Origin of the sequence: Paenibacillus piscarius (genome assembly GCF_022234545.1) — a bacterium.
Classification (GTDB): domain Bacteria; phylum Bacillota; class Bacilli; order Paenibacillales; family Paenibacillaceae; genus Paenibacillus_AQ; species Paenibacillus_AQ piscarius.
The window spans coordinates 750,045-776,264 of the sequence record NZ_JAIEUI010000001.1 but is presented as its reverse complement, the minus strand read 5'-3'; the positions used below and the strand labels follow the sequence as shown (position 1 = coordinate 776,264).

24 protein-coding genes are annotated in these 26,220 nt (G+C 54.5%); 12 read left to right on the top strand and 12 right to left on the bottom strand.

Annotated elements, in window-relative coordinates:
- The first annotated feature begins 41 nt into the window (after window positions 1-41).
- Both K1558_RS03530 and K1558_RS03525 read left to right on the top strand, forming a co-directional pair.
- Window positions 42-941 carry a formylglycine-generating enzyme family protein gene (locus K1558_RS03530; protein WP_238649969.1) on the top strand — a complete coding sequence of 300 codons (900 nt, stop codon included), beginning with the start codon at window positions 42-44 and terminating at the stop codon, window positions 939-941.
- 39 nt (window positions 942-980) lie between these two features.
- The gene (locus K1558_RS03525; protein WP_238649968.1) at window positions 981-1,349 is read left to right on the top strand and encodes a nuclear transport factor 2 family protein; all 369 of its coding nucleotides are present in this window, start codon (window positions 981-983) and stop codon (window positions 1,347-1,349) included.
- A gap of 68 nt (window positions 1,350-1,417) precedes the next feature.
- Here K1558_RS03525 and K1558_RS03520 read toward each other — a convergent pair whose 3' ends face one another.
- The 3 genes from K1558_RS03520 to K1558_RS03510 form a co-directional block, all read right to left on the bottom strand.
- The gene (locus K1558_RS03520) at window positions 1,418-1,669 is read right to left on the bottom strand and encodes a hypothetical protein (protein WP_238649967.1); all 252 of its coding nucleotides are present in this window, start codon (window positions 1,667-1,669) and stop codon (window positions 1,418-1,420) included.
- Window positions 1,670-2,338: 669 nt separating this feature from the next.
- The gene (locus K1558_RS03515) at window positions 2,339-3,709 is read right to left on the bottom strand and encodes a sensor histidine kinase (RefSeq protein ID WP_238649966.1); all 1,371 of its coding nucleotides are present in this window, start codon (window positions 3,707-3,709) and stop codon (window positions 2,339-2,341) included.
- Window positions 3,699-4,376: a response regulator transcription factor gene (locus tag K1558_RS03510; RefSeq protein WP_238649965.1), complete on the bottom strand. Its 678-nt coding sequence runs from the start codon at window positions 4,374-4,376 to the stop codon at window positions 3,699-3,701. The genes K1558_RS03515 and K1558_RS03510 overlap by 11 nt, the downstream gene beginning before the upstream one ends.
- Window positions 4,377-4,565: 189 nt before the next feature.
- On the opposite strand from K1558_RS03510, the gene K1558_RS03505 reads away from it, so the two are divergent.
- The 6 genes from K1558_RS03505 (at window position 4,566) to K1558_RS03480 (ending at window position 12,874) form a co-directional block, all read left to right on the top strand.
- The gene (locus K1558_RS03505; protein ID WP_238649964.1) at window positions 4,566-5,459 is read left to right on the top strand and encodes a hypothetical protein; all 894 of its coding nucleotides are present in this window, start codon (window positions 4,566-4,568) and stop codon (window positions 5,457-5,459) included.
- A gap of 267 nt (window positions 5,460-5,726) precedes the next feature.
- Window positions 5,727-7,292 carry a response regulator transcription factor gene (locus tag K1558_RS03500; protein ID WP_238649963.1) on the top strand — a complete coding sequence of 522 codons (1,566 nt, stop codon included), beginning with the start codon at window positions 5,727-5,729 and terminating at the stop codon, window positions 7,290-7,292.
- Between the two features lie 15 nt (window positions 7,293-7,307).
- On the top strand, window positions 7,308-9,050 hold the full coding sequence (locus K1558_RS03495; protein ID WP_238649962.1) for a sensor histidine kinase: 1,743 nt from the start codon (window positions 7,308-7,310) through the stop codon (window positions 9,048-9,050).
- 119 nt (window positions 9,051-9,169) lie between these two features.
- Window positions 9,170-10,849: an ABC transporter substrate-binding protein gene (locus K1558_RS03490; RefSeq protein WP_238649961.1), complete on the top strand. Its 1,680-nt coding sequence runs from the start codon at window positions 9,170-9,172 to the stop codon at window positions 10,847-10,849.
- A 118-nt stretch (window positions 10,850-10,967) separates the two neighbouring features.
- The gene (locus K1558_RS03485) at window positions 10,968-11,927 is read left to right on the top strand and encodes an ABC transporter permease (RefSeq protein ID WP_420800395.1); all 960 of its coding nucleotides are present in this window, start codon (window positions 10,968-10,970) and stop codon (window positions 11,925-11,927) included.
- A gap of 17 nt (window positions 11,928-11,944) precedes the next feature.
- Window positions 11,945-12,874: a carbohydrate ABC transporter permease gene (locus K1558_RS03480; RefSeq protein WP_238649960.1), complete on the top strand. Its 930-nt coding sequence runs from the start codon at window positions 11,945-11,947 to the stop codon at window positions 12,872-12,874.
- A gap of 59 nt (window positions 12,875-12,933) precedes the next feature.
- On the opposite strand, the gene K1558_RS03475 is transcribed toward K1558_RS03480, so the two are convergent.
- Window positions 12,934-13,779, bottom strand: a complete 846-nt coding sequence (locus tag K1558_RS03475) for a helix-turn-helix transcriptional regulator (RefSeq protein ID WP_238649959.1) — start codon at window positions 13,777-13,779, stop codon at window positions 12,934-12,936.
- Between the two features lie 127 nt (window positions 13,780-13,906).
- Between K1558_RS03475 and K1558_RS03470 the strand changes: the two genes are divergently transcribed.
- Together K1558_RS03470 and K1558_RS03465 are read left to right on the top strand one after the other, a co-directional pair.
- Window positions 13,907-14,680, top strand: coding sequence for an SDR family NAD(P)-dependent oxidoreductase (locus K1558_RS03470; RefSeq protein WP_238649958.1), 774 nt, complete (start codon window positions 13,907-13,909; stop codon window positions 14,678-14,680).
- Between the two features lie 134 nt (window positions 14,681-14,814).
- Window positions 14,815-17,103, top strand: a complete 2,289-nt coding sequence (locus tag K1558_RS03465; RefSeq protein ID WP_238650024.1) for a preprotein translocase subunit SecA — start codon at window positions 14,815-14,817, stop codon at window positions 17,101-17,103.
- On the opposite strand, the gene K1558_RS03460 is transcribed toward K1558_RS03465, so the two are convergent.
- Entirely contained in the window at window positions 17,100-19,007 is a 1,908-nt protein-coding gene (locus K1558_RS03460) for a serine hydrolase domain-containing protein (RefSeq protein ID WP_238649957.1), read from the bottom strand. The two genes, K1558_RS03465 and K1558_RS03460, sit on opposite strands and share 4 nt — an antisense overlap.
- Window positions 19,008-19,156: 149 nt before the next feature.
- On the opposite strand from K1558_RS03460, the gene K1558_RS03455 reads away from it, so the two are divergent.
- A complete protein-coding gene (locus tag K1558_RS03455; RefSeq protein WP_238649956.1) occupies window positions 19,157-20,515 on the top strand; it encodes a cryptochrome/photolyase family protein in 1,359 nt (452 codons plus the stop codon).
- Between the two features lie 32 nt (window positions 20,516-20,547).
- On the opposite strand, the gene K1558_RS03450 is transcribed toward K1558_RS03455, so the two are convergent.
- The 4 genes from K1558_RS03450 to K1558_RS03435 form a co-directional block, all read right to left on the bottom strand.
- Window positions 20,548-21,186 carry an ABC-2 transporter permease gene (locus K1558_RS03450; RefSeq protein WP_238649955.1) on the bottom strand — a complete coding sequence of 213 codons (639 nt, stop codon included), beginning with the start codon at window positions 21,184-21,186 and terminating at the stop codon, window positions 20,548-20,550.
- Window position 21,187: 1 nt separating this feature from the next.
- Window positions 21,188-22,051: an ABC transporter ATP-binding protein gene (locus tag K1558_RS03445; protein WP_238649954.1), complete on the bottom strand. Its 864-nt coding sequence runs from the start codon at window positions 22,049-22,051 to the stop codon at window positions 21,188-21,190.
- Complete coding sequence (locus K1558_RS03440; RefSeq protein ID WP_238649953.1) at window positions 22,041-22,427, bottom strand: GntR family transcriptional regulator; 387 nt, start codon at window positions 22,425-22,427, stop codon at window positions 22,041-22,043. The genes K1558_RS03445 and K1558_RS03440 overlap by 11 nt, the downstream gene beginning before the upstream one ends.
- Window positions 22,428-22,547: 120 nt before the next feature.
- Window positions 22,548-23,660, bottom strand: a complete 1,113-nt coding sequence (locus K1558_RS03435; RefSeq protein ID WP_238649952.1) for a metallophosphoesterase — start codon at window positions 23,658-23,660, stop codon at window positions 22,548-22,550.
- Window positions 23,661-23,755: 95 nt separating this feature from the next.
- Here K1558_RS03435 and K1558_RS03430 point away from each other — a divergent pair, with 95 nt between their 5' ends.
- On the top strand, window positions 23,756-24,988 hold the full coding sequence (locus K1558_RS03430; RefSeq protein ID WP_238649951.1) for an MFS transporter: 1,233 nt from the start codon (window positions 23,756-23,758) through the stop codon (window positions 24,986-24,988).
- 99 nt (window positions 24,989-25,087) lie between these two features.
- Here K1558_RS03430 and mnhG read toward each other — a convergent pair whose 3' ends face one another.
- The 3 genes from mnhG to K1558_RS03415 are packed head-to-tail and all read right to left on the bottom strand — an operon-like array spanning window position 25,088 to window position 26,215.
- Window positions 25,088-25,471, bottom strand: coding sequence for a monovalent cation/H(+) antiporter subunit G (gene mnhG / locus K1558_RS03425; protein ID WP_238649950.1), 384 nt, complete (start codon window positions 25,469-25,471; stop codon window positions 25,088-25,090).
- Window positions 25,446-25,739, bottom strand: coding sequence for a Na(+)/H(+) antiporter subunit F1 (locus tag K1558_RS03420; protein WP_238649949.1), 294 nt, complete (start codon window positions 25,737-25,739; stop codon window positions 25,446-25,448). The genes mnhG and K1558_RS03420 overlap by 26 nt, the downstream gene beginning before the upstream one ends.
- Window positions 25,736-26,215: a Na+/H+ antiporter subunit E gene (locus K1558_RS03415; protein ID WP_238649948.1), complete on the bottom strand. Its 480-nt coding sequence runs from the start codon at window positions 26,213-26,215 to the stop codon at window positions 25,736-25,738. Before K1558_RS03415 ends, K1558_RS03420 begins: the two co-directional genes overlap by 4 nt.
- Window positions 26,216-26,220: the final 5 nt, after the last annotated feature.

Genomic DNA, 26,220 nt, shown 5'->3' with positions numbered 1-26,220 from the left:
AGACAGGCTGAGAGTGCCAATTCCCGGGAGGAGAGTATGACATGGAAGCATGGAACCGCACCGCATGGGGGCAATTAACGATAGAGGAGAAGCAATCTGCCCTGCTGGAATTACTTGAGCGGCTGCCGGCAGGCTTCAAGTGGCTGCGGCTGGAGAGGTTCGAACGTTACGGCCGGTCCCTGGAAACGGGCGTGTTCCTGCACGAGGGCAGCGAATACGTGTATGTGCCGGGCGATACGGTGACCCTAGGCCGGCCAGAGTTACATGAATATGCAGAGATGTCCTCCGTCCGCGAGGCTGTGATCAGACCGCTGCTCGTTCAGCGCTCGCCTATGTCCGCAGGCTGGTATGAATGTCCGCTGGACCGGCTGGACCCGGAAGAAGATGAGGATGTGCTCGAAGCCATTGAGGAATTCCGTCAAGGGCCGCATACCAGCTATGAGTACTCCCAGTCTTTCCGGCTGGAACGGGACGGTGATCAGATCGTCGTGTACCTGTTCGACGACAGCGAATCGTTCGGGGAATGGTGCGAAACGGAGCTGCCCGAGGGCTTCACCCTGCCGACCGAGGATGAATGGGAGTATCTGTACGGCGCAGGCGCCCGGACGCTGTTCCCGTGGGGTGACGAGATAGATGCATCCATGCGCCTGCGGCATGTATCCGGTTCAGGGGAGGCTGCTGCCGCAGACCCGTATCCGCTGGAGCTGCCGAATGCATTCGGTCTGTGCTTCCCCGGCGACCCATACAAGAAGGAACTGGTACTCACTCCGGACGGTATCACCGGCAAAGGCGGCGACGGCGGCTGCAATCTGCATGGCGGCCTGGGCGCTATTCTCGGGTATCTGCCTACCGCAACCGCCTACCGCGACCCTTATGAGAGCGAGCTTGCCTGGGAGGATCTGCTGGATTGCCTGGTGTACCGGAGGGTAGTGCGGCTGTAGACCAACCATTCAGACACAGTCAGAGGAGGGATACAAGCAATGGAGATCCAACTAAGCGGCATGTGCGGCAATTCACCGAAGAACAAGCTGGCAGAAGATTTAGCCGTCGCTCTTATTACTGGAGATACCAAGACACTAACCCAGCTGCTCACAGACGATGCTGCTGTAGAGCTTGTTGGCGGCGAACGGTATCCGTTGTCTGCCGTTCTTGAAGGGTCAGCTTCCGTTCCGGAGCTTACTGCACTGACGGTTGAACATGCCATCTCCCACGGCAAAATTGCTGCGGTGAGCGGGAATTGGGTGACTCGCGGCGGAAGCCGTTTCGCCTTCAGTGACCACTATACCTTCGCTACGACCAAAGGCACTGAGGTGGCTTCCGCCCGCTGTTACCGGATCAAGCTGACCTGAAGTTTATGGTCAGCGAAAAGCCGCCCGCTTCGCTATCGCGAATTCCGGGCGGCTTGTTCCATTATGTTTCATACCCCTTGTGATATTACCTCGTGCTTAGCGGAGACTGCTTCATCCGCTTGCGAATCCGGGCTCTTGTCCAATGCCTCCACACGCGCCCCATTAAGCTCCTGCTCGTTCTGATGAAGCTCCTTGACCATATTTCTGTAGATGTGGGCTTCCTGACGGTCCAGTCCGTCACGATTCTCTTTCATGATCCAGGTTTCCACGGTTCTTTTGAGAATTTCGCCTTTGCGTTCCAACAGTTTCGTATAAGTCAAAAATCTTCATCCCTTTCCTGGTGCTTAGAGTTCATACGCCGTAACGTAGCGCTAATTGTCACATCCGGCGTAACGTTTACTATTATACGGGAAAGATCCGGCTCACCCAACGCGGAGCAGCCGGGCTCAGATAGGGTGAGCCGTGCTGAGCGGAGCAGAGCCGGACTCAGCAGGCAGGTTCGCAGATGTTCGGATAGATGCTCCCATATACTGCGGGATAGGAGCAGAATAGGATGCCTACACGGCGATAAGTGTTCGGTTTTTCGCAATGTGATCGGTTTTTCGATTACATTTGCTTCGCATACCTCGCTCTGGCGCATTGTGATCGGTTTTTCGATTACATTTGCTTCGCATACCTCGCTCTGGCGCAATGTGATCGGTTTTTCGATTACATTTGGCCCGCTTACCTCGATCTGGTGCAATGTGATCGGTTTTTCGATTACATTTGGTTCGCATACCTCGCTCTGGCGTATTGTGATCGGTTTTTCGATTACATTTGGTTCGCATCCCCCGCTCTGGCGCAATGTGATCGGTTTTTCGATTACATTTGGCCCACTCACCTCGATCTGGCGATATGTGCCCGGTTTTCCGATTACATTAGGTCTGCACACCCCGCTCTGGCCCATTGTGTTCTTACATCCATTCTGTTCGTGTCGGTACTATACCGCTTCAGTTCCGCAGCTCGGCCCGGAATATGCTGCCCCCGCCGGGCTTATTCTCCGCACGTATGCCGCCGCCAAGTGCGACTACAAGCTCCTTCGCTATCGCCAGGCCCAGTCCGTGACCCCCGCCATCCCGCGACCGGGACTGGTCGGGGCGGTAGAACCGCTCGAAGATCCGGTCCAGGTCTTCTGCGGGAATACCCACGCCGGTATCCTGCACCTCCAGCACCAGCCGCGTGCCGCTGTTCTTCGGCAGTAGCGCAGCCCGCAGAATGACGTGTCCGCCGGCTGGCGTGAACTTGATGGCATTCTCCAGCAGAATGACCATAAGCTGCACCAGCTTCTCCTGATCCTGCTTCACCGGAAGCTCCGCCGGAGCTTCAAGTGTAAGCCGGATCTGCTTCGCTCCGGCCAGCACGCTCAGGCCGGAGAGCGTTGCGGCCGCAACCGGCGCAAGGTCGAAGCGCCGGGGATTCAGCTCCAGCAGCCCGGCGTCACTGCGGGCCAGCAGGAGCAGGTCCCGGGTCAGCGCGATCATCCGCCGGACCTCCGAATGCATTCCGTCCACCACATGGCGGGTGAACGGCTGTTCATTGATGCGCTCCTCCAGCTGCAGCGTCTCGATGGAGGACAGCATCACGCTCAGCGGCGTACGCAGCTCATGCGAGGCGTCGGCCGCGAAGTGCTTCTGCCGGTCATACGCCTTGCCGACCGGTACCATTGCCTGGCGCGACATCACCCGGCTGAAGACGGCGGCCAGCAGGATGAACGCCGCCGCAATGGCGGCCAGCACCCCGAGCAGCCAGCGGAATAGCTGCTGCTGGAAGGTAACGTCCTTACCGGCGTACAGGATACCCGCCGGCTGGCCCCCGCGCTCGATGGTCCGGCTGCCGACCAGATATGCGGCAGACGACCGGCCGCCGGCCTCATCTCCCTTATGCGGCAGACCCGGCCCTTGCTCCAGCTCCGCAACAGCAAGGCCGCTCTCTGTTCCCGCTGCTCCGGCAGCGGCCAGCCGTAGCACCTGCTCCTTCAGTCCCGGCTGAATCTCGCCGCTGCCCATGAGACTGCCTGCGTTGTCCAGAATAATATAGAAGGCCTGATCCGCACTAAGCGTGAACGCCTGATTGCCCGGCCCCTGATACTGTCCTTGCAGCAGTTCTTCGTACATCGGGCCTTGAAGCTGCTTCAATTCGGCATCCAACAGCAGATTCAGCCGTTCCCGCTGGTTATTCCAGATCAGGAGATGCAGGAGCAGATAGATAATCAGGAAGGACAGCAGCAGAAATATGCTCATCACCGCACTGTAACGCCACGTGAGACGCTTCTGGGTCCGTGCGAACAGATCATTGCGGGAGCGGATGTTATTAGCTGTCAAGGCTATACCCCACCCCCCGTATGCTGCGGATAGGCTGATGTGCTCCATCCAGTCGGGCCAGCTTCTTGCGGAGCAGCTTGACGGTCGCATCAACCGTTTTCGGTGTCACCTCGGACTCCATTCCCCAGATCCGGTCCAGAAGGACCTCGCGGGTCAACACGGTTCCCTGATTCTTCAGGAGCAGGTCCAGGAGTTGATACTCTCTGGGTGTAAGCTGCACCTCCTGCTCCCCTTCAACGATTCTATGGCTGTTCCGGTCCAGCACCAGCTCGCCGATCCGGCACGTATCATTCTCCAGCGGGAGGAACGTCCGTCTGCCGAGGGCCCGGAGCCTGGCCAGTAATTCGTCAATCTCAAACGGCTTCACCAAATAATCATCCGCGCCCGCATCGAGACCGCGAATCCGGTCCTCCAGTGAATCTCTGGCCGTTAACATCAGGATCGCCCCGGTATACCCGTCCCCGCGCAGCAGCCGGCACACCTCCCGGCCATCCCGCTCCGGCAGCATCCAATCCAGCACCAGCACATCATAAGCGGAGACGCTGGCCAGATCGTACGCCTCTTCCCCGGTGGTGGCCCATTCTACCGTATATCCCGCTTTTTTCTTAAGCATATGTACAATCAATTCACCCAGCCGGGTGTCATCCTCCGCGAGCAAGATCTTCAAGCAGCCTTCCCCTCCCCTTCCTTGTCATCAGATGCCTCTTCCTGAGCATTCCCAATACTTCAAGATACCATATTCCGGTGAAAATCAGGTGAAAAAACGGCTGGCTGAATTTCTCCGTCTTTTCACTCAAAGCGTATAGAGTAAGTGGCAGGTTATACATTACCCCCAGCGGGAAAGGATGATTCTAAGATGAATTCAACACGCAATCTGTTTACTTCAAAAGCAAACAAGCTGCTCACAGGCACCTTGACAGCAGCACTCGCCCTGAGCACAGGCGGACTGACCGCCTTCGCTGCCACTTCCTCAACCTCCGCCAGCGTGCCGACGGTCCAGTCTGCCACTTACAGCAGCAGCACTCCGGCCCCGCTGCTCCCCGCTCCTGATACCGGCCTGCCGCCAGCGGGTGCAGAGCCGTTAACCCCGCCTCCCGGACCATCAGGCGGCGGACCCGGACCCGGCCTTGGCGGCATCGATCATTCGGAGCTGCTCAGCATCCTTGGTCTGTCCGCTTCTGAGCTGCGCACCGCCCTCGAAGGAGGTAGCTCCCTCCGCACAGTTGCTCAGGCGCAGCAAGTTGACCCGCAGAAGCTGGTCCAGCTGGCCGCAAGCGAATTGCAGGAACGGCTCGGACAGGAATATGCGGACGGCCGCATTACGGAGAGCGTCTATAAGGCCCGGCTGAGCGAAGCCGCCAGCCGCGCCGCGGCCTGGGTGAACCAGACCCGGCCGCAGCCGCCGGTTCCGGGATCAGAGCCAGCCGGGCTGCTGCCGCTGGGCCCGGGGCTTGACGGTCTGGACCGTTCGGAGCTTGCAGCACTGCTTGGCTTAAGCACAAGTGAACTTGCCGCAAGCCTGGAGAGCGGACAGTCCTTGGCTGATCTGGCTGCTGTCAATGGCAGCAGTACGAAGCTCATCCAACGGGTGGCTGAAGCACTTACGCAGGAATTGAAGGAACGGCTGGCCAGAGGAGACCTGTGGACGGATGAATATTCGGCAGAGCTGCAAAAGGTTCAGACCCGCGCTGCCGATGTAATCCAGCATGAGCACCCGCTGCCGCCGCATCTTCAGCAGAATGGGAGCTAAACCGCAAGCGTGTGAATAGATAATGCCATAGCGAAGAGCCTGCGTCTGATGATGCAGGCTCTTTGGCGCGGCAAGGATACGCAATCTGCTTCATAATTGCTTCATATCCAATCCTGGAACTTAGCGGAACTGAGAATAAAAAGTCGTATCAGCTCGAATTCTGTCAGGGAATTAGCTTATAATGGTCTCACTGCGAGTTGACCGGGGATGAAACAGGACCATTCAACCTAGAGTATCCCGCTATATTATCCCGAAGGAGGAGTTATATTGTACAAAGTACTAATTGTAGACGATGAAATCTTTGTGCGCAAAGGCCTGATCCGCATTATGAATGAATGCTCTCCGCAATTCGAAATTTGCGGTGAGGCCGAGAACGGGGAGCAGGCACTAACGCTGATCGAGCAATTGACTCCGGAGCTGGTCATTGTCGATATCCGTATGCCTGTTCTGGACGGCCTCCAGCTGATCGGCAGAGTGAAGACAGAGCTTGAGCATCAGCCGGTCTTTATTATTTTGAGCGGATACCCTGATTTCTCTTATGCCCAGCAGGCCTTCCGCTATAATGTCTCGGATTATATTCTCAAGCCGGTTGACGAAGAGGAGCTTACAGCAGCGCTGAAGAAGATCGCCCAGACCCTGAACCAGCGGCAGCTCCTCTCCATCACCCGGGAGAAGCCGCTGGTCGAGACCGTCATTGAGAGCCTCCTGCAGACGGAGCCCGATGATCAGGTGATGAGCCGGATCGGCTACGCGCTGGAGCTGCCTCTCTCCTCTGCCTATACGTATATCATTGCAGAGATGCAGGACGGGCTCCCCCATGGCGGCAAGGATTATATGCCCCAGCTTCAAGCCTCGCTTCAGCGGTATTTCCGTCAGGCGGTACAGACGCTGCCGGTTCATGTCCGGGCGAACAACCAATATGGCCTGATTGTGCCTGAGGTGTGGATGGACAAGCGCAGTACGGCGGAGCGCGATAATTACAGCTATCTGCTGGAGATGCTGCAGCGGGAGCTCGGAACAACCATCGCCCTGTTCATCGGCCATAAGGCCAGCCAGCTGAAGGAGATCCGCCTGTCCGGCAGCAGTGCGGAGAAATGCCTCAGCTACCGCTTCGCGGCCGGGTCCACCAGCATTTATATGGCGGATGAGCTGCTTGAGCTGCCCCTGTATTATTTCGATATCGACGAAGGACTGCACAGCAGACTGGTCTATGAGGTTGAAGGCAATGAGGTGACGGGCTACAGTTCTACCGTTGACGAGATTTTCACCATGTTCCAGGAACGTCATTTCGCCCCCGGGGCCGTGACTAATACCATCCGCCGCAGCATGATTGCTATCATCAACATTATCCGCCAGCTGGAGGGCGATGAGAATTCCCTGCACTGGATGAACGAGCTGCTCAACTGGCCGCTTAAATACCGGAATCTGAACCAGCTCAAGCAGGTATTCCGGGAGTTCATCGGCGAGGCCGCCGGATATATCGCAGAGAAGCGCGGCGGCAAGAGCGAAGGCAGCATTGAGCGGATCAAGAAATATATTGACGGGCATTACCGTGAGAATATTTATCTGAAAGGAATAGCGGCGGATTTTGACATGAACCCTGTCTATCTTGGGCAATTGTTCCGCAAAACCTACGGTATGTATTTCAATGAATACCTGTTGACCCTGCGGATTGAGGAGGCCAAGCGGCTGCTGCGCCAGACCAAGAAACGGATGTACGAAATTGCAGAGCTGGTCGGCTTCCAGAACGCGGATTATTTTGCCACCCAGTTTGAGAAGCTGGAGAACATGACCCCCACCGATTACCGGAACCTGATGATCGACAGCAAATAAGGAGGCTGCGTGCCTGTGTTCAACTTTCGCCTGAATCATATGAAGCTTAGAAGCAAGCTGATCGTCATCTACATTGTATGCGTGTTCATCCCGATCATCCTGACCAATGTAATGTTCTACGGGGTCACCACCGTCAATATTAAGAACCAGAAGACAGCCGATGCCGAGCAGGCAATGAATCTGCTGCAAGCTGAGCTAAGAACGGTCATTGAGGATGCAGCGGGGATGTCCTATCTCTATTCCATTGACCGGCAGCTGATCCAGCACCTGAATACGACCTATGCTTCAACGGATTTATATGTGGAATCGCTCAATGCCATCTCCAATCTGTTCAACCGTACCGACAAGGAGAACAAGGTGCTGAGCTCCTCCGTCATTATGACCGATAACCCGACTGTGCTGGCTTCATCCCATATCATCAGGCTGGAGGATGAGATGCGGAAGCAGGACTGGTACAACCAGATCAGCAAGTACAGCAATACCCACCCCCATCTCTATGTAACGCCTGACAGCATAAGCGTGATTCAGCGGCTCACCGACCGCCGGGTCGAGACCTATGAGCATATTCTCAAAATCGACCTGAACATGAACTACATCCGGCAGATTCTGGAGCTGTCCAGCTTCAGCGGCGACATCTATCTGCTTGACCCCAGCGGGCAGGCACGCTTCGGACGGCTCTCAAGCGGCCAGCCCAGTGAGCTGGTTGCTGCAGGGCACACCTTAACCCCCAAAGAGATTCCCAAGCCCAAGCAGGCCATCGTCATCGACAAGACGTACCAGAACAACCGTTATTTGGGCGGCTGGTCTATCTACGGAGTGCTGGATGAGGCGCTGATTCTCTCGGATGTCCGGCAATCGGGGCAATTCATCCTGTGGTTCGCCGGCATTAACTTCCTGGTCCCTACGCTTGTAATCGTCGTGATGTCCCGTTCGATTCATACACGGATCAAAAACATACTGAGGCACATGAAGTCAGTTAAAGACAAAAATTTCGGGCTGATCCCCTACCATCTGGAGCGCGACGAGATTGGTGAGCTGACGGTGGAGTTCAACCGGATGAGTAAGCGGATCGAGAACCTGATCAATGATGTATATGTGGCGGAAATTCAGAAGAAGGAGCTGGAGCTGCGGCAGCGGCAGGCTCAGCTTCATGCGCTGCACAGCCAGATTAATCCCCATTTCCTGTTCAATGCGCTGGAGACCATCCGGATGCGCAGCATGATGAAGGGTGAGACCCAGACGGCCAAGACGATTCAGAATATGGCGAAGATCTTCCGCAAGTCGATTCTGTGGAAAAGCAGCTTCGTAACGATCCGCGAGGAGCTTGAATTAATCGAGAGCTTCCTGGAGATTCAGAAGTACCGCTTCGACAGCAAGCTGGACTATCACATCGAGGTGGACCAATCCCTGCTGAATATTGAAATTCCGAAGATGGCCTTCCTTCCCTTCGTGGAGAATGCCAGCATTCACGGGATTGAGAATATTGCCGGGATCGGCTATATCAATATTCAGATTGCCCGGGAGAACGGCCAGATCCTCTACGTCATTACCGATAACGGCGTGGGGATGGAGCCGGAGAAGATCCGGGAGCTGCAGGATTACTTCGAGGACGCCTCAGCGATGGGCGACTCCATCGGTATGAAGAACGTCATTACCCGGCTGAGAATCACCTACGGGGAATCCTTCTCCTGCACCATCACGAGCGAACCAGGAGCCGGAACGCGCATTATGCTGCGATTACCCCTGGATAATAAATAAATATAGGGTGGACCTTAATTATTCAAAGACTGATCTAAGGTTTGCCCTGTAACAAAGTTAAACGCTTTCTTTTATAATGAAATTGTTTTCAGGCACACACACAAGAAAGGGGATATTCAATGCGTACAAAGAAATGGCTACAGACCGGCCTGGCCGCTGTTATGGCTTCGGCCCTCCTCATTGCCGGCTGCTCGGGCGGCAACAACGGGAACAAGAACAGTGCCAGCGGTAACGATGGCGAAGTCAGCACAGAACCGGTAACATTCACTTACTTCGGCTTCGGGGCCAACAAGGATACTATGGCCAGTGATACCACCATCGGTAAGAAGCTTCAGGAACAGACAGGTGTAGACTGGAAAATGGAATACGTAGTTGGCGATGGAAGCACCAAGTCCGGTGTTATGATTGCCGGAGGCGACTATCCGGATGTCATCTCTCCAGTCGGCGAGCTGGCCAAGCTGCTTGATGCCGGTGCGTACATTCCGCTTAATGATCTGATTGAGAAGTATGGCCCTAACATCAAGCGTGTGTACGGCGATTACATGAACAAGATCAAGGATGCAGAAGGCAATATCTATATTCTTCCCTTCACTGCAAATGTAAACGGATACTTGTCCCCGCCGGACCCTACCAGCACCTTCTGGATGCAGAGACGCGTCCTTAAGGAATTCGGTTACCCGCAAGTGAAAACGCTGGACCAGTACTTTGACCTGATCGAGAAATACCAGGCCAAGTATCCTAAGGTAGACGGCAAAGACACCATCGGCTTCGTCACCTTCGCCGGTACAGCCGGTGAGTTCTTCACCATTACCAACCAGCCGATGCACCTGGCCGGTTATCCGAATGAAGGCGGCGTCCTGGTAGACATGGAGACTCATGAAGCCAAGCTGTATCAGGGAACCGACAATGAGAAGCGCTGGCTGGCCAAATTGAACGAAATGAACGGTAAGGGCCTGATTGACCCTGAGACGTTCACAGCGAACAAAGACCAGTATCTGGCCAAGCTGACCTCCGGCCGTGTGCTCGGATATGTCAACTATTCCTGGCAGATCAACGACGCCACTAACAATCTGAAATCCGCCGGCAATGACGACCTCCGTTACGTTGCCCTCCCTATAACATATGAAGAAGGCATTAAGGATGCTTATGTTGATCCTCCGTCCTTCGTGAACAACCGCGGGCTGGGCATCTCTGTCAGCGCGAAGGACCCGGTACGTATCATCAAGTATTTCGACAACCTGCTGACCGATGAGAACCAGAAGCTTGTCGAGTGGGGCATTGAAGGCGAAACTTACTCTAAGAACGCTGAAGGCCGTATGGTGATGAGTGAAGAACAGCTGGCCAACCGCAACGACAATGATTTCAAACGTAAGTTCGGTTTCGCTTATTTCGATTATGAATGGCCGCGTTATGGCGATAACTCCGTGTATGATGACGGCAACGCCCACGTTCCGTTCAACCAGCCGGAAGTTGCAGCGATCAACTACACAGATGGCGACAAAACACTGCTGGAGAAATACAACCTGAAGACCTTCTCCGACTTCTATGCCGAGCCGGTAGAGCGTCCATGGTACCCTGCCTGGAGTATTGAGAAAGAACCGGGCTCCCCTGAGCAGCTCTTCAGCCAGAGAGCCGGCGATTTGCAGCAGAAATACTATCCTCGTATGGTGCTTGCTGCTCCTGGCCAATTCGAAACCGTATGGAATGAATACCTGGCTGAGTACAACAAGCTCGACGCTAAGGGCTACGAAGAATTCATGACTAACAAGATCAAGGACCGCATCGACGGCAAATGGTAAGCCTCCGCTTCCCGCAGCCAGCATGATGAACCGGGAAAAGTGAAGCAGAGCCTTCACTTTTCCCTTCTACACTTGTTAGCAAAGAGAGAATATAGAGCTTGGAAAGGGGACGGTACAGGTGGGGAAAACCGCTGTGCAGTTAACGAAATCAAATACTGGCACCTCGCGCTTCACAACCTTTTTTAAAGAGTTGTCTAAACAGAAAATGCTTATGCTGATGTCATTGCCCTTCCTTATCTGGGTGATCATCTTCAAATACCTCCCGCTATGGGGATGGACCATTGCCTTTCAGAAGTTCAAACCGGCTAAGGATCTGTTCGATCAGAAGTGGGTTGGACTCGATAACTTCAAGTTCCTGTTCCAGGAACAGCAGTTCTACCGTGTGCTGCGCAATACACTCGTCATGAGCTCGATTAACCTGGTGCTCGGATTTGTAACAGCCATCGTGCTGGCCCTGCTGCTGAATGAGCTGCGCAATGTTTTCTTCAAACGCACTGTGCAGACGATCAGTTACCTGCCTTACTTCATCTCCTGGGTCGTAGCGGCCAATATCGTGCAAATGGCACTGGCACCGGAAGGGATCATCAATGTGCTGCTGGTCAAAATGCAGCTTATTGATCATCCGATTCTGTGGCTGGGCGAAGGCAAATACTTCTGGGGAATACTCGGGGTAACAGAGGTCTGGAAGAACGTCGGCTGGAACACCATCATCTATCTGGCAGCCATCACCTCCATCGACCCTTCTCAATATGAAGCGGCTGAGATTGACGGGGCTTCCCGTCTGCAAAGAATGTTCTATATTACCCTGCCGGGGATCAAGCCGGTTATCGTGCTGATTCTGATCATGAACCTGGGCCATATTCTGGAGTCCGGCTTCGAGGCACAGTACCTGCTGGGTAACGGGATGAACCTCGACTACTCGGAGAATCTGGATATCTTCGTACTGAAATACGGGATGCAGATGAATAACTTCGGACTTGCCACCGCAGCGGGTATGTTCAAAACGGTAGTCAGCTTCATCTTCTTGATCGCTGCCAATAATATCGCCAAGCGTATGGGCGAGAGCAGATTGTACTAGAAAGGAGGACACATGTAATGGCCAAAGCAAAAGCAAGCTCCAATGCATACCGCCATTCTTCATTAGGCGACCGCATCTTCGATATATGCAATGTTATCTTCATGATTCTGTTAGTGACTGTCACCCTGTACCCGTTCCTGAATATGTTCGCCTTATCCTTCAACGATGCGAATGACTCGGTGCGCGGAGACATTTATATCTGGCCGCGGGAATGGACACTGCGCAACTTTGAGTATGTGTTCAGCGAATCTGACGTCTTCTTTGCAACGTTTGTCTCTGCAGCACGGACGGTCATCGGCACTGTGGTCTCCGTATTCTGTACAGCAATGCTGGCCTATACGGTAAGCCGTCCGGAATATAAGCTGAGAAAGTTCGTATCCATCACTTTTATCTTCACCATGTACTTCAGCGGCGGTCTGATTCCGGGCTACCTGCTGATCAAAGAGCTGAACATGCTGAACAGCTTCTGGGTTTATATCATTCCGGGCATCATCGGCGTGTTCAATATGATCGTCATCCGCTCCTTCATTGAGGCACTGCCTGAGGGACTGATGGAATCGGCCAAAATCGACGGCGCAGGCGACTTCATCACCTTCGCGCGCATTGTGCTTCCGCTGACTGTTCCGGCGCTGGCTACCGTCTCCCTGTTCGTAGCGGTCTATCAGTGGAATTCATGGTTTGACGTCTTCCTGTACAATTCCTCCACGCCAAGCCTGAGTACGCTGCAATACGAGCTGATGAAGATGCTGTCAACATCCAACACCGCGATGTCCAGCTCCTCGGCAGCCGATGCCTTCGCGAACGCGCAGGGCAACAAAGCGACCGTTACACCGACCTCTATCCGTGCTACCATGACTATCGTGGCCAGTGTACCGATTATTATCGTCTATCCGTTCCTGCAGAAGTATTTCGTCAAAGGGATGGTTGTCGGCGGAGTCAAAGGCTAAGTCTTACGGGCCAAAGAATATTGTCAACAAACAAGCGATCCTTCGGAGGCTGTCCGCCTTCAGAAGGGTCGCTTGTTTGTGCTTGCCAATAAATTCTGCTTCAAACGGGCTTTCGTTGCCGTATCCGGCAAATATAGCATCATCCGCTGATCCGGGTCATTGGGGAACTGGAGGTTAATCTGTTCAAACTCCAGCACTCCAAGCGCAGGGTGAAGCAGCTTCTTGTAGCCGTCAAGGCTGCTCGGCGCCTCATGCCCCTGCCACATCCTTGTGAAATCTGAGCTTACATTCTTAAGATCAGCAATTAATTGGCTGAAAGACATATCCTCCAGATAACGGGCTCGTGATGTCTTGAACTCCGCTACAATTCTCCGGGAGACAGTCTCCCATTCCTCTGAGCCCTCTCTCCAGACAGGGTCAGTGAACTGGCGCCACATCAGATTGTAATCATGCGGCGGTGACGGCCGGCTGATCGTAAATACAGCCTCCGCCGCTGCATTCCAGGCCAGAAAATCATACCTCCTCCCGATGACATAAGCAGGATTCGGATTGAATTCGTCCAGCATCTTCTGCACATACGGGCTGATCTTCTCCTCCGCAGCAGCCAGTTGAGGCGGCAGAGACTCTCCTGACAATAGAAAAAGATGCCGGCGCTCATTAGGCGTTAGCTTAAGGGCCGAAGCCAGACTCTCCAGCACACCGACTGAAGGACTGATATCACGCCCCTGCTCAAGCCGCGTGTACCATGACAGACCTATGCTGGCGAGCTGTGCAACTTCTTCGCGGCGTAAGCCTTGTGTCCGGCGGCGGCCCCCGGCAGACAGTCCGACATCATCCGGCGAGATGGAGGATCTTGCTTGTCGCAGGAAATTCCCTAAGGCTAAACGGCGTTCACTATCATTCAACTAAGCATCCCCCTTATCCTGTCACTCGTAAGCCTACCATTAAGAAGGCTCTCCTCCCAAAACAATAGCCAAAGTATACTCAAAGTGATCAAGGATATCAATATACCTGGCGAAAAGGAGAATTAACATGACAAAACATGCTGAAGCTTTGCTCAAGGACAAGGTGGTAATGATTACGGGTGCCGGACGGGGAATCGGGGCTGCAGCCGCAAGGTGGTTTGCCGTGCAGGGTGCCTCGGTGATGCTCGTCTCACGGACAGAATCTGAGCTGCGTGCACTCAGAGATGAGATTACAGCAGCAGGAGGACAGGCGGAATATTTCACAGCCGATCTGGCCGTAGCGGGCGGCGCCGAGGAAGCGGTTAATGCCACAGTAAAGCGGTATGGCCGGCTTAATGCCGCATTCAACAACGCCGGCATCGGAGTCACCGTATCCTCGTTGGTCGATGAGAAGGAAGAGGATTTCGACCTGATTCAGTCTGTAAACTATAAAGGGGTCTGGCTGTGCATGAAAGCACAGATTACAGCTATGCTCCATACCTCCGGAACAGGCGCCATTGTCAATACCAGCAGTGTCGGCAGCTTAAAGGGCAATCCCGGCTTGGGTTCCTACGGCGCCTCCAAACGCGGGGTTAACAGTCTTACGCAAACGGCTGCCGTCGAATACGGACCGGCGGGCATTCGGGTGAATGCCATTGCCCCCGGCACAACGATGACAGATATGATTCAGCAATGGGTCTCCATTAATCCAGAGATTATCGAGCAGATCAGTGCCAAGACGCCCCTCCGCCGTCCGGCCGAGCCCATAGAAGTCGCACAGGCTGCAGCCTGGCTGCTTAGTGATCAAGCTTCCTTCGTAACTGGAGTCATCCTGCCGGTAGACGGCGGACTGACTGCCTAAAGGCTGCTTACTCTCCCCTTTTATATCCGGCTAACTCTTGTCTCTTGGGCTTATAATCCATACATTGGTAAACCGAAACAGGAATGGATTATAATATACAGGTAAAGTCGGGAGAACGGGGAGAGAATATGACTATGAATATTGCTGCCAGATTCGTGCAACGGTTCAGAGATTACGATAACCGGAATATGCTTAAAGCCTACCGTGACAAAACGGAGCAAATCCGCAAACGCGATTTGCAGGCTTGGACTGACACCAAGCTTCAGGAGGAGTCCCTCCGGCTTCAGCGTGCTGCCCAATCCGGCATCGCTCTGGACGAGCTGCTTGTCGATGCCTATTCATTAGTCTGTGAGGCTGCCTCAAGAACACTCGGCTTACAGCCTTACGATGTCCAGATCATGGCCGGGATCGCTCTGCATGAGCGGATGCTGATCGAGCAGCACACCGGTGAGGGCAAGACCCTCTCAGCCGTAATGCCGGCCTATCTGAATGCGTTGACCGGCAAAGGCGTCCATGTGCTGACCTTCAACGATTATCTAGCCCGGCGGGATGCGCAGTGGATGGGTCCGGTCTACCGCTTCCTGGGACTCTCCGTGGATGCAGTTCAAGCGGGCATGAGCCTGGCTGAGAAAAGGGCGGCTTACAGGAGCGATATCACCTATGTCACGGCAAAAGAAGCAGGGTTCGATTACTTGCGCGATACGATTGCGCTCACGGAAGCAGCTACTGTACACCGCCCTTTTCACTATGTCATCGTGGATGAAGCTGATTCCCTGCTGCTTGATGAAGCCCGGGTGCCGCTTGTAATCAGCGGTGAATCTGAGGTAAGCCATAGCGAAGACATGCGGTACGCGGATCTGGCCCGGCAGCTTATGCCTGGGGAGCATTACGATTATGATGAATTTCAGCGTAACGTATATCTGAACGATGCAGGTGCTGCCCGAGTGGAGGAGCTGCTGGGCTGCGGCAATCTCTACGATAGCCGGAACGGTCAGCTGCTAACTTCATTGAATTGTGCACTGCATGTGGAGACTCTATTAACCAGGGACATTGATTACCTCGTCCGTGACGGTGCTATCGAGCTGATCGAAGAGTATACGGGACGCGTGGCCGAGAACCGGTTTTTGCCGGATGGGCTGCAAGCTGCACTGACAGCGAAAGAAGGCCTGAAATGGACAGCGGGCGGGAAAATCCTCGGTACGATCACCATTCAGCACTTCATTAGCCTATATCCGGAAATCTGCGGAATGACGGCCACGGCCTGCGCCTCAGCGATGGAATTCAAGGATATCTATGCTCTGCAGGTGGTGCAGATTCCGCCGAATCAGCCGAACATCCGTGTAGATCACCCGCACCGGATCTACACGCACAAGGAAGCCAAATATCAGGCACTTGTGCAAGAGATCACTTCCGTCCACCGGGAGGGACGGCCTATGCTGATCGGAACCGCAAGCGTGGAGGAGTCGGATATGCTGGCTGTAGCGCTTGCGGCTGCCGGTGTCCCCGCTCAGGTCCTCAATGCGAAGAACGACGCCGAGGAAGCCGCAATCATTGCCAAAGCGGGCGAACTCGGCGCCGTAACCGTCTCTACGAATATGGCGGGACGCGGGGTAGATATCCGGCTCGGCGGCGGCGATCCGGCACAGGCCGAGGCTGTCGCCAGGCTGGGCGGGTTATATGTCATTGGCACCCATGTGAACGAAAGCGTGCGGATTGACAACCAGCTTCGCGGGCGATCCGGCCGTCAGGGCGATCCCGGGGCTTCTGTCTTCTATATCAGCCTGGAAGACGACCTGATGCGCCGCTTCAGCTCCCCTGCCCCGGCCCATGCGCTCAGACAGGAGGAAGCTATTGAAGAACGGGAGCTCAGCCGCAAGATTTCCAGTATTCAACAAATTGTAGTGAGCCAGAACTTCGATATCCATAACGAGCTTAACCGTTATTCGGATATGATCGAGGACCAGCGGCGGATTATCTATGCGGAGCGGCTCCGGATCCTGCGGGGCGAACAGAGGGTGACCCCTGCGGAGCAGCGGGTACGGCTGTTCTATATTGATGAATGCTGGGCAGACCATCTGGCCTACGTCTCTTATCTCCGCGAAGGGATTCACCTGGAGAGCATCGCCAGCCGCAACCCGATCGATGAATTTCATACGCAGATTACCTCAGCATTCGATCAGATCCCGGACAAAATTGAGCGTGCAGCAAAGGCTATGCTGGTTAGACTGCGCGGGTCCAATGATCCGGCTGAATGGGAACGGCTGGGACTGAGAAGCCCTGCCTCCACCCGCACTTATATCATCAATGATCAATATCTCCAGAATAAGCGCAGCTCATGGACAGCAACGACCGTTGCAGCTTTCTGGCTTCGTCCCTTTGCCAAGAAGGTATTATCCCCCTTCATTAAGGAGCCGAAATATTAACTGTAGAACTCCCAGAATACAAGCTGAGCCACTAAGATCACCGTCATCACAACAGGCACAAAGGCTGCCCAGCGGTTGCGACCCGTTAAGCTGTTCAAATTCCCGTGCTTCCTGCTGCTTAGCAATAGTGCAGCTATGTGCAGGACTGCGAGTCCGCTCAGACCATAGTTGACCATAATCTGCGGATAGACCTCCGCATAGGCACGTTCATTGTTGCTTAACATCCGCAAAGCCAGCACCAGGTTGTTCACCACCAGACCGGTACCCGTTAAGGTCAGCCCGGCCGCCAGCTTCCGCTGGGCGGAACGGGAGGCCGGACGGTTACCGGCTCTAAGCTTGCCGAGAAGCGCCTTCCCCAACCACACCAGCGGAGTAATGACGAAATAGACTATCGCCAATCCCGCAAATACGGCACTTAGCAGCAGTATCGGCATGGACCTGCCCGGAGACAGCGGCAGATAATCGGTGGTATAAACCGATACCGCTTCTACCTTTCCCTCTTTCATTGTGGCATACAGCATCGGCCAGGCATCCAGCCCGGAATCCCCGCCCGTCTTCTCATAGAGATAGGGCTGAACCTGCCGGTAGGTTCCGCTCATCCCGGCAAGCGACACCTTCAGCTGATCTGCTCCCTGAGGCTCAAGCTTCATCATCGTCAGATAAGGGAACAGCTTCATGAAGCCATGCCCGGGACGGCGCGCAGCCACGAACCGGCCTTCCACCTCTGACACATCCGGCAGCACCGCTCCCTCGGTCTGAACTCTCTGTCCTACTACCGCTTTGGTCAGGCCATGAACAATATGGGATTCGCCCGCCTGGTTCGTCATGACGACAACCGCAAACCGGTCTTCAGGCACAAGCATCAGATTGGTAGCAAAAGCAATCGTGTTCCCGCCATGTCCCAGCGTCCGGTGTGCTCCGGGATACTCCCAGAACCCGTGGGCGATGCCCGGCATGACTTCCGCAGCGGAACGGCTCCGGGTCAGCATCGTATCCAGCGTACCTGGCTTCTCGAACAAGGGGGATTGCTCTCCGTCTGCGGGCATGAAAGCCATGGCGAACTTGGCCAGATCCTCTGCAGTCCCGTTATTGCCGCCGTTAGGGTACATGGACATATAATTCCAGGAGCCTTGCTTGAAGGAGCCTTGACCGGCGTAGAAGTATCCTTTTGCCTTCTGCTTCAGCAGCTCCGGCCGGTCTTCCACCACAGAATACGCGATAGAATGCTTCATCCCGAGCGGCTCAAAAATATGCTGCCCGACATACTCATGATACGGCTGCCCGCTGATTCTCTCGACAATGTAGGCCGCCAGCGAGTTGCCGTAGTTGGAATAAGCGACCACCTCCCCCGGTCTGTAGATCTGAGCCGGCTCCGCAAGCCGCAGCCCCTCTTCCAGTGACCGTACTTCCTCAGGGGATTGATAGGCCATGTCGAACATATACTCTTCGAATCCGGCACTATGGTTCATCAGCTGCAGCATCGTGATCGGCTCGTCATACTTCAGCTTCGTTAAGAAATTCTCCGGCAGAAGCTTACGGATATCTTCATTCAGATCCAGCTTGCCCTGCTCGGCGAGCTGCATTACGGCTGTCCAGACCGCAAGCTTGCTGATCGAGCCCCATTCCATGACCGTATCCGGGGAGACCGGGATCTGCTGCTCCACATCAGCGTAGCCATACCCCTTGGACAATACGACCTGTCCATCCTTCACCATGACTACGGACGCGCCTACGGTCTGTTGTCCTATGTACTCTTTTACATAATCGTCCACAAAAGCTTCCAGCCCGGTTATCGGAATGCCGGATGGGGTAGCTTCACTGCCTTGCGCTGCCGCCTGTGATGTAAACCCTCCGCACAAGAGCAGCAATACCGCGAATAGAACTGTAAATCCAAGTCTCCGCAAAATAAGATCTCTCCCTAATCCAGCAAATTCTAGTAGCTCTTCTATTCTAACAAAAACCTGACACTTCAGCCGTATATTCTTGTAATTATACAAACGGAGTATATAGTATAGAGACATGATACTTATCGCTGAAAGGAACTCTATCATCTATGATCCTCTTCATTCACCGCAAGGACCTGCGTACTTCTGATCTGCCGGCCTTTGACGCTATAGCTGCTGCCGGAGTAAACTCGCTGCATGTATTAATGCTGGAGCCGTTTCTGCTGCGGAATAAGCGGTATCTGGAGCATAGCGGCCGCAATTTCCTCCAGCATGTTGCCCGTCTACGGCAGGAATATGCAGAGCAAGGCAAGCAGCTGCATCTTCTGTACGGGGAGCCGGAGGAGGTTCTCAGACGGCTGGCACAGCTGCATCCCATTCAGGAGGTCAGCATACATGCAGACTATACCCCTTATGCTCTTAAACGGGACCAGTCGCTGCGGGAGACAGCCCAGGCGCTGGGACTCCGCTTCCAGGCCCGGCATGACCGGATGCTCTGCGACCTGGAAGATTTCATGAATTGGTGCGGCCGGAGTGAGCCGTTCAAGGTGTTCACCCCCTTCTACCGCCGCTGGCGCACCTACCTCGCTCAGCGGTTTCGGCCCCCGTACACTGAGGGACTGGACAGCTTGCAGACGGAGGAGCTTCATCCGGTGATGAAAGAGGCCTTCAGGCTTCCTGAGGAAGTATCACAGCAGCTCGCTCAGATGGAACACGATGCCAGGCAGATGAATCCAGGCCGCACTCTGGAGGATTTCATTACGGCAGGCCTCCAGCATTACCCGGATACCCGCGACCAATATGCGAAGGACCGGACAAGCCGGATGAGCTGCCACCTGAATGCTGGGGCTGTATCTGCAAGGGCTGTCTATAGCAGGCTTACAGAAGAAAATGGCCTTGGGGAGGAATGGCTGCGGCAATTAGCCTGGAGGGATTTCTATCTGTATCAGGCGAGGCTGGACGGGGATTTTTTCAATTATGAGAAAGTCTATGATCTATCTGCTCTAGGCACGCAGCACTTCGAGGCGTGGTCCCAGGGCAGAACCGGTATTCCGGTCATCGATGCGGCCATGCGACAGTTGAACGCAACCGGCTGGATGCCGAACCGGCTGCGGATGATTACAGCGATGTTCCTGACGAAGAATCTGGGCTGCCCGTTCATCTACGGTGAACGTTATTTCCGGCTGAAGCTCAGCGATTACGACAATGCCCAGAACCGCGGCGGCTGGCTGTGGAGCTCTTCCCTGGGCTTCGATGCCTCCCCTTACTTCCGGATCATGAATCCGGTCACCCAATCCAGGACTCATGATCCAGACGGCAGTTATCTCCGCACCTGGCTGCCGGAACGCTCGGAATGGTCTGACCAGGCCATCCATTTGCCCGCAGATAATGCCATTGTTGACCTGAAGCGGTCCCGGGCGCTGGCCATTGAGGTCTATAAGGAGATTATGCAAAGCCGTAAGAGCTGAAGAAGCCGGGTCTTAACCCGGCTTCATTAGCATCAGAATTCTTTATTCCGTTGAATCCGCACAGCCGTCACATACGATACGGCGAACAAGAGAACCGCCAACAGCAGAGACGCATACCCGGTCTCTGGTCCATTGAAGTTAATACCGTCCATAAACCGGCCCAGCAGCAGCCATACCAGAATCCTGAGGACTACAGCGATTCCTGCGGCTACCATCACCATCAGCTCGCTTTTGTCCACACCGAATTTAAGCACAACCGGATAATAGATCGCCAGCGTTGTGATCGCCAGTGATAAACCGAAGGTGAATCCGGTAGACAGGCTCCAGCCCGAGGTATCTACGCCTTTGGCATAGATTACCCCTATGGTAATCAGGCTCATAGCCGTCCCCATCAGAATCAGCAGCAGAAAGCTTAAGTACTTGGCATAGATCACCGTTCTTCTTCTGATCGGCAATGTGAGCTCAAAGCGGTTCCACTTCGATGCCTCATCCGCCTGAAGGGAGGCCCCGATGCTCACCACAAAGACCAGAATCTGCGCGCCAATGATGGCATTCAGTATAGAATTATCAATTACGGCCAATGGGACCAGCGCCAGCATTAGCGCTATGCCCAGGGATGTCTTAATCGTGTTTTGGAGCGAGTAGTAGTTATTAAGCAGCAGTCCGCGCATCCTATTTCGCCCCCTTTACCAGCAGCAGCAGAATTTCTTCAATGGATACCTGATCGACGGTGATCCCGCTGTACTGCTGTTCAAAGATTCTTCTGTCCCTCACCAGCACATCGGTCTGATGCTCCCTCACCCGATATGCCAGCCTGTCTCCTTCTGCAATACTCTGGAACTGGCTGCTGGTGCAGCGGGCCACGCCGTAGTCGTAGATGAGCTCATCCTTCATCGCTGTCAGAATGATCTGCCCTTGATGGATGAACGTGATATAATCAGCGATTTTCTCCAGATCGCTTGTGATATGGGAGGACATCAGAATAGCGTGACGCTCATCCTCTACGAATTCCAGGAACACCTCCAGAATCTCCTCCCGGGTCACCGGGTCTAGCCCTGAAGTGGCCTCATCCAGAATCAGCAGCTTGGGATGATGCGACAAGGCGGCAGCAATCGCCAGCTTCATCGTCATGCCCCTGGAGAAACCGCTGATCTTCTGGTTCATAGGCAGGCCGAACTTCCCTGTAAGCTTGGTGTAGACCTCCTGGTCCCACTGCTTATAGACGCCGCGCATAACCTTAGCCAGCTTAGCAGGGGTCAGGACCGCCGGGAAATTGGCTGAATCCAGCACCACTCCGATATCTTCACGTAAGGCCGTGTCTGTATCCTTCATCTCCCGGCCCAGCAGCCGGATCGTTCCGCTGTCAATCTGAACCGTGTTCAGAATGGACTTGATCGTTGTCGTCTTCCCGGCCCCGTTCTCCCCCACGAACCCCATAATCGTTCCGCTGGGAACAGCAAATGATACATTGTCCAGCATAAAGCCGGAATCGGCATAGGACTTGGTCAGTCCGGTGATTTCCAAACTAAGATTCATGATTATCCTCCTTGTAAAAGATAGTCAGCATATCCACCATCGTCTCCAGTTTGATGCCGCTTGCGCGGGCGATTTCGGCTGCCTTCATTAGATGCTCATCCACCTTCTTCAGCTGCTCTTCCTGAAAGACATCCTGGTTCACGGCCGAGACGAAGCTTCCGCGCCCGACCGTCGTCTCAATGAATCCGTCACGCTGCAGGTCCTCATACGCCTTCTGTACGGTGATGACACTGACCTGAATGGACTTGGCCAAGGCGCGCATCGAAGGGATGGGGTCTCCTGCGTGAAGCTCTCCGCTCATAATCTTGCCTTTGATCTGCGAGGTGATCTGCTCATAAATAGGCTTGTTCCGGTTATTGCTGATAATGATCTCCACACGCTGCCTCCTTGCGTGAACAGTGTACTTATTGTACCAGTACAATATAACTGATCTTTGGGGATTTGTAAATTATATTTCAAAAAAAGAGCCAACCCCTCACGGGTCAGCCCTTGCAAATTACTTATTCACGTTAGAAAACTGCACTTGAATGGACACTACCTCCGAGCGTGAGCCGATGCGGATCGGCGGGCCCCAGAAGCCATATCCTGAAGAGACAATGGTATGGAGCTGGCCCTTCTTCAGATACCCCCAGTCATTCTCGAACACCCGGGAAGTGATCAGGTTGGCTGGAGCGATCTGTCCGCGGTGGGTATGACCGGAGACCATCAGGTCGATGCCCTGCTCCTCTGCGGAAGCGAACTCCACCGGCTGATGCTCCAGCATGAACACCGGCTTGGACTGCTCTACATCCTTGGTCAGATCAGCCAGCTTGGCCCGCTCCTTATCACTGTAGTCCTTCCGTCCAATCAGCGTCAGCCAGCCGCCCACCTCAACGTCTTCATCATAGAGCACCTGCATCCCGCTCTCCTCCAGCAGGCTGATGATCTCCCCTGTCCCGCCCTTGAAGCGGTCATGGTTCCCCAGGGAAGCATACACGCCAAGCGGAGCTTCAAGCTTCGCCAGCACAGCACCGAGACCTTTGTCTTTGTACGGTCTGACATCATCATCTACAATATCTCCCGGGAGCAGGATCAGATCGGGTTGCAGAGCATTAATCTCCTGCACCATCCGCTCTGCATGGCGTTTGCCGGATAAATAGCCGAAATGCATATCGGAGGCCATCACGATGTGAAGCTTACCGCCGGCCGGGCCGGGCTTATCGATGTGTACATCATAGGAACGCACCACCGGACTATAGGCATTGTAGCTCCCATATCCGATTAGTCCAAGTAATATCATCAGCGTCAGGATTCCTGACCACTTTTGGACCGTGCGGCGCTGGAGCCTGCTCAGCTTGGTAAGCCAGACCGCCAGATGTACCAGCGGCAGCAGCATAATCAACAAGCTGAACACCGCCAGCCAATAGCTGCCGATCACGCTGAGTACGGCCGAACCTGCAACCACTCTGGACAGAATCAGCGAGCTGGCCAGGAAAACCAGGGCAATGATGTAGAACAGGCGGAACCGGCCCGAGACGACCGGCTTGATCCAGCTCCAGCCGCTCCACCCAATATAGAATACAATCAAGGCGTAAATCGCAATAAATACCAGCCCGAGGATGATGAACATATTCTCAACTCCTAAATATATAGCTTTGCTCTTGATTAAGTCCTGCTGCTTCCCATAAAATAGTAGAGTTAAATGACAACCTGGAGGATTTCATCATGACCCACCGTTTTTTCCCAAGGCTGCAAGGGAACAGCCGGGGCTGCTTGGCCTTTGAACCTTTTTTCCTGATTCCCTTCAGCATGTTCTCTACTTATGCCACCCTGTACATGTATGAGCTCGGATTGACCGAGCTGAATATTGGCTGGATTACGACCATCGGGCTGATTGTCCAGGTGCTCTCTTCGTTAATCAGCGGGTATCTGACGGACCGCATGGGACGCAAGCGGGCGATTCTGTACTTCGATCTGCTTAGCTGGAGCCTGGCTACGCTGCTGTGGGCCTTCTCGCAGAACCTGTGGTTCTTCGCAATTGCAGCTGTAATCAATGGCTTTCAGCGTGTGCCGCATATCGCCTTCTACTGTCTTATTGTCGAAGATACCCGTCCCGCTGACCGCACCTATGTATTCACACTGCTGCAGATCATCGGGGTGGTGGGCGGCTTGTTCGCACCGCTCGGCGGTCTGCTTGTCCACCAGTTCGGCCTGGTCCCGGGGATGAGAATCATGTATGTGCTGGCCTTCCTGTTCATGACCTTCCAGTTCGTCGGCCGCCAACTGACTACCCGGGAGACCGCAGCCGGCATCCGCAAACGCCAGGAGACCCGGGAGCTTGGCCTCAAAGAGAGTCTGGCCGAATACGGCGGGGCCTTCCGCGATCTGGCAGCGGAGCGCAGTCTGCTGCTGATCTTTGCCGTCTACATTCTGTTCAACTTCCAAGCCACGCTCAAAAGCACGTATCTGTACCTGTATCTGGCCGATTATATCCATCTGGACAGCAGCCTGCTCTCATTGTTCCCGGCTGTATCCTCTGTCATCATGCTGATTACCCTGTGGCTGCTGATGCCCAGAATCCCGGACCAGAGTGCCAACCGGGCCATGCTGGCAGGCTTCGGCTTATCCGCGCTCTCGAATGCCATGCTGGTGATCTATCCGTCTGCAAGCTATTTCTGGATCGGCCTCAGCACCATTCTGGCCGCTGTCGGACTGATGATCAGCTCTCCTTATCTGGAGGCCGCGGTGCAGAACGCTATAGAGGATGACAAACGGGCCAAGGTCTTCTCCATGCTGTCCGTGCTGATCCTGCTGTTCACTGCCCCTGCCGGCATTATCGGGGGCTGGGCGTACAAGCTGGACCCGCGCATTCCGCTTGTGCTCGTGACCATCGCTTTCGGCGCTTCCTGCCTGCTGCTTCATATGTACCGCAAAAGGACTGCTCAACCGGCTGTATGAGTACAGCCTCTCTATCAAAATAACCGCAGAACATATTACAACAGGGATGTCCGCTGCACCTTGGATCAGGTGAAGGACATCCCTGTTGTTGCCAGGTTGTTATGATGAGGAGGAATCGCTCTTGATCTGCTCCTTCTCCAGTGCGGCCTTAAGGTCGTCCTGAATACGCCGGTTCCAGAGCGGAACCCCGGTGCGGTAGGCCGCCCGTCCGGTCAGATGGGCGGAGAGCGGTGAGGTCATGAAGACGAAGACGATACCAAGCAGCAGCTTCGCACTAATGAAGTCCAGGAAGAAGGCGAAGTAGAGAAAGGCTCCGCTGAGGATACAGAGTACGCCCAGCGTCGCGCTTTTGGCTGCGGCATGTGACCGTAAATAGACATCCGGCAGGCGGATCAGGCCGACCGAGCTGACGGCACTCAGCAGAGCGCCGGTCAGAATAAGCAGCACGAACAGCAGTTCAACGACTGTCTTGATCATCTCCATGTTCAAACACCACCCCCCGTTCAATATATCTGGCCAGAGCCATCGTTCCGATAAAAGAGAGAATTCCGATCAGCAGAATATATTCAATATAAGACTGGGTCTTGAACAGAATGGAGAGCACCGCCACCATCGCCAGCAGGTTAATGCCGATCGTGTCCAGTGCAGCGACCCGGTCGGGAAGCGACGGACCTTTGACCAGCCGCCAGGCGCAAATCGCAATCGAGATCACCATAATCGACAGGGACAGCATGAGGATAAAGTGAATCATGAACGGCTCACCTCCAGTATTGCCCGCTCAAATTTGTTGCGGATATTGGCATCGAATTGCTTCACATCCTGTATATCCATCGCATGGATGTAGAGGGTCCGGTTATCCTTGGACACCTCCAGCACCACAGAGCCCGGAGTCAGGCAGAGCATGGTAATCAGTACAGCGACCTCCCAGTCCGACTCCAGTTCCGTATGGTACATAAGAATGGCGGGGCGGATGTTCAGGTTAGGCCGGAGCACCGCCTTCACCACCACATAGCTGGATACGACCAGCTCCCGCAGCAGCAGGGCAATCAGCTTCAGCACGGCCCAGATTTTGCTTAGGTACAGCCGCCCGTCGAAGAACCGCCGCATAGCCACCAGCACGGCCACCCCCAGCGCATAGCCGATGATGAAGCCGGAGGCCGTCCAGTCATTGTTCAGGAACATCCACAGGAAGGCTATCATGAGATTCAATAATATTTGAAAGGCCATCTTCA